The organism is Mycobacterium sp. Aquia_216 (assembly GCF_026723865.1).
In the GTDB taxonomy this organism is placed as follows: domain Bacteria; phylum Actinomycetota; class Actinomycetes; order Mycobacteriales; family Mycobacteriaceae; genus Mycobacterium.
On the sequence record NZ_CP113529.1, the window covers coordinates 1,077,135 to 1,088,489 of the forward strand.

11 protein-coding genes are annotated in these 11,355 nt (G+C 65.7%); 5 read left to right on the plus strand and 6 right to left on the minus strand.

Annotation, left to right across the window (positions count from 1 at the left end; translation table 11 throughout):
- Positions 1-13: 13 nt before the first annotated feature.
- The 5 genes from sodC to OK015_RS05125 are packed head-to-tail and all read left to right on the plus strand — an operon-like array spanning position 14 to position 4,351.
- Entirely contained in the window at positions 14-721 is a 708-nt protein-coding gene (gene sodC / locus OK015_RS05105; RefSeq protein WP_268129753.1) for a superoxide dismutase[Cu-Zn], read from the plus strand.
- Entirely contained in the window at positions 702-1,841 is a 1,140-nt protein-coding gene (locus OK015_RS05110) for a glutamate--cysteine ligase (protein ID WP_442791265.1), read from the plus strand. The genes sodC and OK015_RS05110 overlap by 20 nt, the downstream gene beginning before the upstream one ends.
- Positions 1,841-2,464 carry an LON peptidase substrate-binding domain-containing protein gene (locus OK015_RS05115; RefSeq protein ID WP_268129754.1) on the plus strand — a complete coding sequence of 208 codons (624 nt, stop codon included), beginning with the start codon at positions 1,841-1,843 and terminating at the stop codon, positions 2,462-2,464. The genes OK015_RS05110 and OK015_RS05115 overlap by 1 nt, the downstream gene beginning before the upstream one ends.
- Positions 2,465-2,513: 49 nt before the next feature.
- Positions 2,514-3,536 carry a TIGR03617 family F420-dependent LLM class oxidoreductase gene (locus OK015_RS05120; protein WP_268129756.1) on the plus strand — a complete coding sequence of 341 codons (1,023 nt, stop codon included), beginning with the start codon at positions 2,514-2,516 and terminating at the stop codon, positions 3,534-3,536.
- On the plus strand, positions 3,533-4,351 hold the full coding sequence (locus tag OK015_RS05125) for an enoyl-CoA hydratase-related protein (protein WP_268129758.1): 819 nt from the start codon (positions 3,533-3,535) through the stop codon (positions 4,349-4,351). The genes OK015_RS05120 and OK015_RS05125 overlap by 4 nt, the downstream gene beginning before the upstream one ends.
- Positions 4,352-4,437: 86 nt before the next feature.
- Here the strand turns inward: OK015_RS05125 and OK015_RS05130 are convergent, their stop codons facing one another.
- The 6 genes from OK015_RS05130 to OK015_RS05155 form a co-directional block, all read right to left on the minus strand.
- Complete coding sequence (locus OK015_RS05130; RefSeq protein WP_268129759.1) at positions 4,438-5,010, minus strand: TetR/AcrR family transcriptional regulator; 573 nt, start codon at positions 5,008-5,010, stop codon at positions 4,438-4,440.
- Positions 5,007-5,939 carry an SDR family NAD(P)-dependent oxidoreductase gene (locus OK015_RS05135; protein WP_268129760.1) on the minus strand — a complete coding sequence of 311 codons (933 nt, stop codon included), beginning with the start codon at positions 5,937-5,939 and terminating at the stop codon, positions 5,007-5,009. The genes OK015_RS05130 and OK015_RS05135 overlap by 4 nt, the downstream gene beginning before the upstream one ends.
- Positions 5,936-7,393 carry an acyl-CoA reductase gene (locus tag OK015_RS05140; RefSeq protein WP_268129761.1) on the minus strand — a complete coding sequence of 486 codons (1,458 nt, stop codon included), beginning with the start codon at positions 7,391-7,393 and terminating at the stop codon, positions 5,936-5,938. Before OK015_RS05140 ends, OK015_RS05135 begins: the two co-directional genes overlap by 4 nt.
- A complete protein-coding gene (locus OK015_RS05145; RefSeq protein WP_268129763.1) occupies positions 7,390-8,820 on the minus strand; it encodes a hypothetical protein in 1,431 nt (476 codons plus the stop codon). Before OK015_RS05145 ends, OK015_RS05140 begins: the two co-directional genes overlap by 4 nt.
- Before the next feature lie 54 nt (positions 8,821-8,874).
- Positions 8,875-10,380 (minus strand): MFS transporter, encoded by a 1,506-nt coding sequence (locus tag OK015_RS05150; protein ID WP_268129764.1) that lies wholly within the window; start codon positions 10,378-10,380, stop codon positions 8,875-8,877.
- 127 nt (positions 10,381-10,507) lie between these two features.
- Positions 10,508-11,347, minus strand: coding sequence for a DUF2867 domain-containing protein (locus tag OK015_RS05155; protein WP_268129766.1), 840 nt, complete (start codon positions 11,345-11,347; stop codon positions 10,508-10,510).
- Between the last annotated feature and the right edge of the window lie 8 nt (positions 11,348-11,355).

Here is an 11,355-nt window from a genome sequence, read left to right on the forward strand (position 1 = left end):
TTAGGCTCTCGCTATGCCTACGCTTGCCGGTCACCGCAACGTCGTTGCCGCCGCCATGTCCGCACTGTCCGCAGCCACCAGCGTCGCTTTGCTGAGTGCGTGTTCGTCGCCCCAGCACGCGTCGTCGGTCCCGGGTACCGTGCCGCCGGTCTGGACGGGATCACCCGCGCCGTCGGGAGCCGCGGCCGCCGAAGGCGAGCGCAAGCCGAGCATCACCACCCATCTGCGGGCGCCCGACGGCACCCAGGTCGCCACGGCGACATTCGACTTCAGCAACGGCTACGCCAGCATCACGATCGCGACGAGCGGAGCGGGGCTGATCACGCCCGGCTTCCACGGTGTGCACATCCACAAAGTGGGCAAGTGCGAGGCCAATTCGGTTGGCCCCACTGGCGGTGCGCCCGGTGACTTTCTCTCCGCGGGCGGCCACTTCCAGGCGCCCGGTCACTCGAACGAGCCCGCCAGCGGGGACCTCACCTCACTGGAGGTTCGTAAAGACGGCTCCGGGACGTTGGTCACCACTACGGACGCCTTCGCGTTGGACGACCTGTTGACGGGTGAGAAGACCGCGATCATCATCCACGCGGGTGCCGACAACTTCGCCAACATCCCGCCGGAGCGCTACAGCCAGACCAACGGGGCGCCGGGTCCGGATGCGATGACGATGAGCACTGGTGACGCCGGCAAGCGAGTGGCGTGCGGTGTCATTGGTGCCGGCTAGCAGGACCGTCCCGCACATCGATTTCGCCCGGTCGCCGCGGCCGACTCTCGGTGTCGAGTGGGAGTTTGCGCTCGTCGACGCACAGACCCGCGACCTGAGCAACGAGGCCACCTCCGTCATCGCCGAGATCGGCGAAAACCCGCGCGTGCACAAGGAATTATTGCGCAACACCGTTGAGGTGGTCAGCGGTATCTGCGACTGCACCGCGCAGGCGATCCAGGATCTGCGCGACACCCTGGGCCCCGCGCGCCGGGTCGTCCGGGACCGCGGCATGGAGCTGTTCTGTGCCGGGGCACACCCATTCGCGCAGTGGACTACCCAGAAGCTCACCGACGCGCCGCGCTACGCAGAGCTGATCAAGCGCACCCAGTGGTGGGGACGGCAGATGCTGATCTGGGGTGTGCATGTACACGTCGGGATCTCCTCGGCACACAAGGTGATGCCGATCATGACGTCACTGCTGAGGTACTACCCGCACCTGCTGGCGCTGTCGGCCTCGTCGCCGTGGTGGACCGGCGTGGACACCGGCTACGCCAGCAACCGGGCCATGATGTTCCAGCAGTTGCCCACCGCCGGGTTGCCGTTCCAGTTTCAGACGTGGCCGGAATTCGAGGGGTTCGTCTACGACCAGAAGAAGACCGGCATCATCGACCATGTCGACGAAGTCCGTTGGGACATCAGGCCTTCGCCACATCTGGGCACACTCGAAGTGCGAGTCTGTGACGGCGTGTCCAACTTGCGAGAGCTGAGCGCGCTGGTCGCGCTGACGCATTGCCTGGTCGTCGACCTGGACCGCAAGCTGGACGCCGACGAGTCGTTGCCGACCATGCCGCCGTGGCACAACCAGGAGAACAAATGGCGCGCGGCTCGCTACGGGCTGGACGCGGAGATCATCCTGGACGCCGACAGCAACGAGCGTTTGGTGACCGACGATCTCGCCGATCTGCTGACCCGGTTGGAGCCGGTCGCGAAGTTGCTGCGCTGCACCGACGAACTCGCGGCGGTGGAGGACATTTGGCGCCACGGTGCTTCCTATCAGCGGCAGCGGCGGGTGGCCGAAGAGCACGACGGCGATCTGCGCGCGGTCGTCGACGCGTTGGTGGGCGAACTGGACATCTGATGGAGCTGGCGATGTTCCCGCTGGAGACGGCGTTGCTGCCGAACCAGGAGCTGCCGTTGCGCATCTTCGAGCCCCGCTACGTCGCGTTGGTGCGGCACTGCGTCGACACCGGTGAGCCCTTCGGCGTGGTGCTGATCTCGCGCGGCCGCGAAGTCGGTGGCGGCGATGCACGATGCGATGTCGGCGTCCTGTGCAGGATCACCGAATGCATCGATCAGGGCGCCGACCGATACTCGCTGCGCAGCCGGACCGGCGAGCGGATTCGGGTGGGCGAGTGGCTGCCCGACGATCCCTACCCCCGCGCGACGGTGAGCCTGTGGCCCGACGAGCCCGGGGAATCCGTGACTGTCGCCCAGCTTGTCGATGTCGAAGACCGGATGATGGCTCTGTTCGAGCGGATCGCCGAAGCGCGCGGCGCCGCACTGCCGGAGCGCGAGGCGCTGCTGGGCCCGGACGAGGATGACCCGGGACAGCGGCTGTTCATGTTGGCGTCTCGCATCCCGATCGGTGCGGCCGACCGCTACGCCGTGCTGTCGGCGCCGTCGGCGGCCGACCGGCTCGTGGCGCTGCGCGAGGCGGTCGACGCGATTGCAGAGATGGTGGAGTTCCAATTGTCGGAATAACGGGCTGTGCTTTCCTATAGGGAAACTAATTGCGCGACTGGATGGTTGAGTGAAGGTACATCTGCAAGTCAACGGATCGCCGACCGGAGCATCGGCAAGTGCGGCCGAGATCGCCGAGACGGGCGCCGACGGCCTGTTCACGTTCGAAGGTCAGCACGATGTGTTCTTCCCGCTGCTCATCGCCGCCAACGAGACCCGCCTGGACTTGATGACCAACGTCGCGATCGCCGCGCCGCGCAGTCCGTTGCACCTGGCCCACGCCGCCTACGATCTACAGGTCTTCAGCGGCGGCAGATTCCGGCTCGGTCTGGGTTCGCAGATCAAAGTCCACATCGAAAAGCGCTATGGCAGCCGGTGGGATCGGCCGGCGGCGCGCATGGCCGAAACGATCGCGGCGATCAAGGCGATATTCGCGGCGTGGGAAGGTCAGTCCCGCTTGAACTTTCGCGGTGAGTTCTTCACACACACTCTGATGGCGCCCAACTTCAACCCGGGCCCCAACCCGTTCGGGCCGCCTCCGGTGCTGATGGGGGCGCTGGGTCCGATCATGACACGCACCGCGGCCGAAGTCGCCGACGGCCTGCTGGTGATGCCCTTCAACAGCGCCCGCCACTTCGCTGACCGCACCCTGCCCGCGATCGATGAGGGATTGCGCCGTTCGCAGCGATCGGCCAACGATTTTCAGCTGATCGCCCAGGCCATGGTCGCGGTCGGCGGCAACGAGGCCGACCTGGCCGCCGCCGTCAACGGTGTCGGTTCGCTGATCGCGTTCTACGGCTCGACACCGGCCTACCTGCCGGTGCTCGAGGTCGAGGGCTGGGCGGACATCCAGCCGGAACTCAACGCGTTGTCCAAGCAGGCTCGCTTCACCGAGATGCGGGGCCTGATCACCGACGACATGGTGGCCCGGATCGGCATCGTCGGAACCCCCGAGCAGTGTGCCCGGCAGATCACCGAGCGGTTCGGCGATCACGTCGACGAAGTGTGTTGCTATTTCCCGGGTTACACGCCATCCAGCACGGACATCGCCGAGCTGATCGGCGCCTTGCACCGGAGCCCGGTACGGCGATGAGCACCGATCTGGTGGTCGACGTCGACGCGGGCGTGGCGGTGCTGACGCTCAATAGACCAGACCACCTCAACGCCTACACCGCGGAGATGGGGGCGTTGTTGAGCGGGGCGTACCGGGACTGCGACGAGGACGACGACGTGCGCGCCATCGTGCTCACCGGGGCGGGCCCGGCGTTTTGCGCGGGTGCCGATTTCTCCGGCGGCGCAACGCCGTTCGAGAGCCCGTCCGACGATGCCGCGTTCTCGGCGTCGCCGATCGACCCGCCGGCGTTCGAATTGCGCAAGCCGGTGATCGCCGCGGTCAACGGCCATGCCATCGGAATCGGGCTGACCATTGCGCTGCAGGCCGACATCCGCGTCGTCGCCGAGGATGCCAAATATGGTGTGGTGCAAGTGCGCCGGGGAGTGATACCCGACTGCATGTCGCACTGGACATTGACGCACCTGACCAATCTCGGCGTGGCCGCCGAGGTGTTGCTGACCGGGCGCACGTTCAACGGCGCGGAGGCAGTGGAGTTCGGCATCGCGAATCGGGCGCTGCCCGCCGGACAGGTGCTCGCTCACGCACTGGAGATGGCCCGCGACATCGCGGTGAACGTCGCGCCGATGTCGGCGGCGCTGTGTAAGCGTCTGTTGTGGGACAGCGCGATCCACAACTACACGCCGCGGCAGGTCGCCTCGCTGGAAACGCGGCTGCACCACCGCGTGATGGGCACCCCCGACGCCCGTGAGGGCGTCGCAGCGTTCTTCGACCGGCGGCGTCCGCGGTTCGGTTCGCGAGTGTCCCGCGACTGGAAAGCGTTGCCGGAGCCGTGAGTACGCATCAGCTTCGTCGAGCCTGTAAATCTGCAGGCTCTCACTCGACTTCGTCCGCAAATGTACAGGCTCGGCGAAACGAGCCCTCAGGCTTTGAGCAAGTCGGCCAGCGCGACACCCAGGTTGTGCAGGTTGGTTTCCAATGAGTAGGTGTCGTCGATCGTCCAGTTGACGATGCCGCCCGAGAGCGCACCGACGATGATGTCGGCCAAAGTTTCTGCGTCGTGGCGCGAACTGACCTCGCCGCGGGAGACTCCTTCCTTGATGAGCTCGCCGAACGTGGCGTGCAGGTTGAATCCACGCTGAATGCCGTAGCCGGTGGTGGCCAGCATCTCGCCGATCAGCTCGCGGTAGGTGTCGCCCGCTTTGACCAGCGTCGTGCCGATGTCGTCGAACACGCCCACCAGCCGCGCCGGGATCGGTTCGTCGGAGCGGTCGAAGACGACGTCGTGCAAATTGACCAATCGCCGCTGCGCCAGTGCGCGGATCATGTCCTGACGGGTCGCGAAGTGGTTGAAGAAGGTCCGGTTCGCGACGTCGGCGCGCTCACAGATTTCCTCGATGGTGGTGGCCGCGACCCCGTGCGCCAGAAACAGGTCGAACGCGGCCACCAGAATCTTTTCCCGCATTTCGATCTTGCGCCGTTCCAGTCTGTTCATGCGCTGGCACACAGCTTCTCGGAAAGCGTCCACCACTCCCCGGCGCGCTGCTCGTCGCGCGCATACGCTGCGCACGCGTCGCTGATCGCGCAGTCTTCCAGGTAGAGCGCGCCCCGGTCGGCCAGCTCGGGGCTTACCGCGGCCCACACCTGGGTGGCCGCACCCTGTTCCGGCGTGGCGAAGTCAAGTAGGCCGTTGTTCGTTTCGCCGCGTAGCGTGCTGTTGTTCACGACGAGCTTGCGGAGGTCTGAGAAATCCTCGCGCGACATATACCGCGCCAGCGCGGTGGCAACGGTGCCGGGATGAACGGCGTAGGCACGAATCCCCAACTCGCGCAACCGCCGGTCGGCTTCTATTGCATGCAGGATGTTCGCCGTCTTGGCGGCGCCGTATGCGACGAACTTGTCGTAGTCGCGGCGCTTCCAGTTGGGATCGTCGAAGTCCACGTCGCCCATCACGTGACCCCCCGAGGACAGGATCACCACCCGGGCTCCCCCCGCCGCGGCCAGCCGCGGGACCAGCAGCCGGGTGAGCTCGAAGTGTCCGAAATGATTTGTCCCGATTTGCAATTCGAACCCATCGCGAGTCCGGCCGAGGGGGGTGAACATCACCCCGGCGTTGTTCATCAACACATGCACCACCGGTGTGATGTCGCGGATCGTCGCCGCCGCCGCACGAACGCTGGACAGTGCGGTGAGGTCGAGCTCGACGGTCGAGGTCGCCGCGCCCGGCACCTCGTCTCGTACCCACCCGGCGGCTTCGGCCAATGCCTGCTGGTTGCGGGCGGCCAGGATCACGTGGGCGCCCGCGGCTGCCAGCGCGCGCGCCGACTCGCGGCCCAGGCCGGATGAGGCGCCGGTGATCACACACACCTTGCCGGACAGGTCGATTCCCTCGACGACCTCATACGCGGTCCGACGGTCGGTCATTGGCGGGCCAGCTGCCAGAGCGGAACGACCGCGGCGGGGTCGCATTCTTCGTCGACGATCCACTTGCACATCCGCCGGATCGGCTCGATGGCGTCCTGAGGCATCGCGATCGCGACACTGCACGCGTAGCCCAGGCTGGTCAGGCGTTGGGCGCCGAACAGCGGCAGCGTGTTTCGTAACTGTCGTTTGAGCGACTCAGGATAGATGCCGATGGTCTGAGTGTAGGCGTTGACTGCCGCGGTCACCCGCTCGATGCTATCGACCGGCACGATGTTGGCGACCCGCCCGGACAGCATCGGCGAATAGTCGACCGGCTCGTCGAATTGGGAGACGACGATGGCGCCCTCGCGCCGCTCGCCACCGATGACGCGGTAGAAGTCGTCGGTCATGCGGGATGCCTCGAGATGATCGAGCAGCTCGCGGTTGGGGTAGCGCGGCGGGGTGCTCACGACGTCGGGCAGCGAGACCAGTTCTCGGTAGATCAATTCGCCGAGCCGATTCGCGTTGGCCAGACCGCCGGCGTCGGTTCCGCTGAGCACGTAGATGACCCGCGCGTTGGCACACCCTTCCTGGTTGGCCACGCCAATGTCCGTCGCGGCGCGCCGTGCCACCTCTCGCAAAGTGTCTTCGTCGGCGAACGCTTCGGCGCCGATGATGGTCGCGCTGCGCTTTGGGTCCAGCGCGATCAGCTCCAAACCCGGTTGGATGTACCGGGTTACGTGTTTGACCGAGGTCATGCCACCCCACGCTACGATCTTTTCGATGTGCTGGGGTTGGTAGAGCGCCTCTTCGACGGCCAGATCGCCACCCTTCCAATATCCGACCGCCAGGTGTCTGGTGATCGGGTGGTCGGGCGCGACATCGGCAAGTGTGCGGGCAATGGCGATCGCGGTGAGCGGATCGTTGGACGGGGCCTTGATGATGGCGTCGGATCGGGTGATCACCGACCGCAGGATCGTCACGGCCGAGACCAATCCGCCGTTGCCCGCCGGGATATGCAGCACTCGGGATCCGAAGGCGCGCACGCGCAGTTCGCGTCCGTCGCGCAATGTGTGCGGGACCCAGCCGTTGAGGTAGTCCAGCCCGACCTGGCTGTCCGCGATTTCGGTGACGTTGTCCCGGGAAAACAAGGGCCGCAGCACGAGATAGCTGTTCTTCATCATCTCCGCCGGCAGCACGTTGGCCACCAGGGAGGCCTCGTAGGCCTCCTGTAGATGCGTGTTCGTCTCGAAGTCCAGCGCGTCGCCCAGGGCGGCCAGCACGTCGAGGATCTCGTCGAAGCTCAGGTCGTAGAGGTCGCTCATCTGCCCGGGGTTTTTGAGCGGCAGCTGCTCGACGTACTTGCCCATGTCCGGGGCCTGGAATCGGGCGGCGCCGATGCGAGTGTCGAATCCGACGAGATCGTCGGTAATGACCTGTCCCCGCAAGAACAGCGGGACGGTGTAGGCGATCACAGGGCGACACCCTTCATGAAGTCCACTGCTTCGTTGTGCACCTCATGTGTTGCGGCGCAGGTGATCCGGTCGTCTTCGACGCCCTGTTTCTCGCTGTAGCGCATGATGTCCGGCTCGAACGCGAGGCTGGCCTGGCCACAGGGGCACTTCAGGTCCCAGTCGATCGTGACTTCGTCGCCCGAGATGACGCCGCCCCAGTGCGCGCGCAGCAGGATGTCGTAGACCGCCGCGCGGCCGGTCTGCACACCGGTACGGGGAAGTGGCTCACTGGTCTCGGGGTCGAGCACGAACGGGATGACCCAGGGGGCGACGTGGTAGCGGCCCTGGCCGCAACCCCAGTGGAAGGTGCTCGACTCGGAGAAGCCATAGCCGACCTGGATGCGCTCGACGCCGAGGAAGTCCTTTATGACAGTCATGAAATCCTCAGGCAGCGCAACACCTTTCATGCCGCCTCCGGTGAGAATCGCTGAGTCGGGCGAGAAGACGTTGCGCACGCCGCGTTCCAATCCGGCCTTGGCGATGTCGTACATCAAGTGGTAGGTGCCGAGCATGAACACCCGTTTGCCGCGTAGCTGCTCGGTGATACGGGTGAAGAAGGCATCCATGTCCTGGGCCTGGCGCGCCTGCATCGCGATGAACTCGTCCTTGCGAGCGGCCAGCGCGGGGTCGATCTCCAGGCGGTCGAGCTCCCCGCGCGACGCCGCTGCCCGCATCTTGGAGGCCAGGAACATCAGGTCGGTGTCGACCGCGAAGGGGTAGAGCGCATGAAACCGGGTTTCGTCGCCACCGGTGAAGCCGCGCTTGATCATGTTGGCAATCCGCAGATGACCGAGCTTGCCGTTGGCGAAGTTCGGCCACACCACATCGACCGACGGGTTGAGTTCGACGTCGGTCGGCTCCTGGCCGAAAGTCTGGAAAAGGCAGATCTTCCACAGCGTCATGCCTTCCGCGGCACCGTGTTTGTCCTTGGGAAGGATTGAGATGGTTCCGGTGGTGCCGCTGGAGGTGATGACCTCGAGCGGTGTCTGCTCGTCGAGTCGCTCGATCCAATCGTCGATCCCGGTGCAGCCGGTGGTATCGACCGCGGACAGGTCGTAGCTGGTCAGCTTGTCCAGCCACCTAGTCATCAAGTCGAAGCGTTTCTTGTCGACCAGTGCGGCCGGGTATGACTTGAACGCGGTGTGCGAAAACAGCAGTGGCACGACGTCGTTGAATTCGTTGAGCTCCGTGATGCCGAGCCGGTCGGCCAGTTTGCGCAGTATCTCGATGCGTTGGTAGTGCTCGCGGAATCGGATGCCCATGGCCTGGCGCTGTAACTCTTCGAGTTCGTCGCGTCCGATGCTGTGCATCTGGGTGTAGGACTGGCCGAAGAACCCGATCGGGTCGTTCATGAATTCGGTGACTGGCCGCGCTGCCGTACTTGTCATCGGGTGATCGTAAGCCCAAAGTGCAGCAGAAAGCAATAATGCAGTTATCTGCAATTAGGCGGCCGCGGAGCGCGCCTCGACCAGCGTCATTGGGCGGTCGCCGATCGCGGATGTCTCGTTGCCGCATGGCGTTTCGGCATGGCCCATCGGCTTGGTGACAAAGCGGGCGCCGACCAGCGCGCCGATAAAATACAGCCCCGCGGCGACCTGTAGCAGCCTGGCGAAACTCGAATCGGTCAGCGTGCCGGCAGTGATCAGCCCCACGCAGGCCACGGAGCTCAGCGCCGAGGTCCTGCCCACCGCGTTTTGTAGAGCGGCGGCGACACCGCTGCGGGCCGGGTCGACCGAACCCAGACTTGCCGCGGCCAGCGGCGTCAGCGTGAGTACGGAACCGATGGCAACCACGATCGTTCCGGGCAGCAGATGGGTGACGATGTCGAATCCGTGACCGGGACGGATGAGCAGTAACCCGAACCCGGCCAGCGTTGGTCCCACGGTCAGGAAGACCCGCGGTCCGAAGCGTGCGGCCAGCTTGCCGACGCGCTTGGCGAAAAGAAACGACACCACGGGGGTGGGCAGGGTGGCCAAACCCGCGACGGTCGCGCAATATCCGGCGACCTCTTGGGTGTAGAGCGAGATGGCAAGGGCTCCCATGGAAATGGCGCCGTAGACGAATGCGGAGGTGACATTGGCGGCCGCGAAGTTACGGATCGCGAACAGACTGAGCGGCACCAAGGGGTGCGTGGCCCGCCGCTGCCATGCCACGAACGCCAGTAGTGCGGCGATGCCGGTGATCAACGACGTGGCGACCCGGGCGTCGGCCCAGCCATGGTCCCTCGATTCGATCAGGGCATACACGGTGCCGGTCAGCCCGGCGGCCGACAAGGCGGCCCCGGCGACATCGAGTGGGGCGCGCTGCGCGGGCCGGGGTACCGGGCACAGCCAAAAGGTCAAGGCGAAACCGATCACCATCGGGACCGCCGACAAGGCATAGATCCATCGCCAGCTCAGCAGGTCCACCGCCATGCCGCCGAGCAGTGGACCGAGTGCGAATGCGGTACCGGTCCAGGCGGTCCAGGACCCAATGGCCGCGGGACGATCCGCGCGATCGAACGTGGAATTGATCAGCGCGAGGGATCCTGGCACCAAAAAAGCCGCACCAAGGCCTTGGACGACCCGCCCGGTGATCAGCATGACCGGCGAGGGCGCGGTGGCAGCCAGCACCGAACCCGCCCCGAATGCCACCAGCCCGAAACGGATGACCGGCACTCGCCCCAACAGATCGGAAATGGAACCGCCCGGCAGAATCATCGCCGCCTGCGCCAGCAGATAGCCGTCGACCACCCATTGCTGCAAGCACAGGCCTCCGCCGAGGTCACGCTCCGTGGCCGGGAGTGCCAGGTTCACGACGGTGACGTCGAAGAAGGCGACCATCGACACCATGGTGGCCACCACCATGACCCGACTCGTCGGCGCGGCAGCAGGCCAATTCCGCAGTGATCCGACCCGGCGTGCGGAACCGAGGCGAACGAGCGCGGGAGCGGGCTCCAGCGCGATCATCGCGGTCTCGCCGGGCTGTCGTGCGGCATCCTGAACCCTCCTCTGGGTGTCGGAATGCGGTGGGCCGACACCCTCTTCGGGATGATCTATACGACCGGGTTACGCGCCAGGGCGCCGCAAGGTTCAGTTACGAGACAGGGACTCGTTGTGGGCCGGGGCGGGCCGCGCGCTGCACCAGCCGCGGTGCCACGACTCGGTGCAGCGGGCCGACCACGGTCCACACCATGCGGGCGGCGATTTTGCGGCCATAGTGCACGCGGGTGGTGAGGGTGGCACGCCGGCCGTCTTGGCGCCGCAGCGTCAGCTCGCCGCGCATCAGGGGTCCACTGGTCGTCAGCACGATCTCGTCGTGATCCGAATGCACGATCGGCCAACCGATTACGTGATCGGGCGAGGAATACGGACCCAGGCGAAATCTCAACACGTGTCGGTGGATCCACAACACCAGGCCGCCGCCCGCGCCCGCAGCGCTGCCCAGCGCGTCGCGGAACATCTGTTCGGCGCCGCGCGCGTCGCCGTTGAGGAGGGGGACTTCGAAGACGTCCGTGTAATCGGCCGCGGTCTCGCCGGTCAGGGTGCCCTCGGCGAACACCGCCGCCGCAACACGTTTCAGCGTCCATCGGGTCACAACGCGATGTGCGCCGCTGCCGATGACCAGGGCGCGATAAATCTTTCCGTGCAGTCCCGGGAAGTCCGCCCAGGTCGTGGCGCGCACTCGGGTGCGGCCCGACGGCGCTATGCCGTTCAGCGGGTCCAACTCGAACACCCACCGGTAGACCGCGAACGCGTGGCGGCCCTTCAGCGCCAACCGTTCCGGCTCCTGTGCGTCGTCGAGCACGAAACCGATTGGCACTCCTGTCGGGTCGTGCGGGTCGTGACACATCACGCGAAGCAGCGCCGACCACGTGTCTACGCGATTCGCGTCGACAGTTATGGCATGCTCATCGATATAGGGTAATCGTTCCATATAGAAGG

Coding starts and splice junctions, on each gene's coding strand:
- sodC (WP_268129753.1), top strand. CDS start 14: ATGCCTACGCTTGCCGGTCACCGCAACGTCGTTGCCGCCGCCATGTCC.
- OK015_RS05115 (WP_268129754.1), top strand. CDS start 1,841: ATGGAGCTGGCGATGTTCCCGCTGGAGACGGCGTTGCTGCCGAACCAG.
- OK015_RS05125 (WP_268129758.1), top strand. CDS start 3,533: ATGAGCACCGATCTGGTGGTCGACGTCGACGCGGGCGTGGCGGTGCTG.
- OK015_RS05130 (WP_268129759.1), bottom strand. CDS start 5,010: ATGAACAGACTGGAACGGCGCAAGATCGAAATGCGGGAAAAGATTCTG.
- OK015_RS05135 (WP_268129760.1), bottom strand. CDS start 5,939: ATGACCGACCGTCGGACCGCGTATGAGGTCGTCGAGGGAATCGACCTG.
- OK015_RS05145 (WP_268129763.1), bottom strand. CDS start 8,820: ATGACAAGTACGGCAGCGCGGCCAGTCACCGAATTCATGAACGACCCG.
- OK015_RS05150 (WP_268129764.1), bottom strand. CDS start 10,380: ATGATCGCGCTGGAGCCCGCTCCCGCGCTCGTTCGCCTCGGTTCCGCA.
- OK015_RS05155 (WP_268129766.1), bottom strand. CDS start 11,347: ATGGAACGATTACCCTATATCGATGAGCATGCCATAACTGTCGACGCG.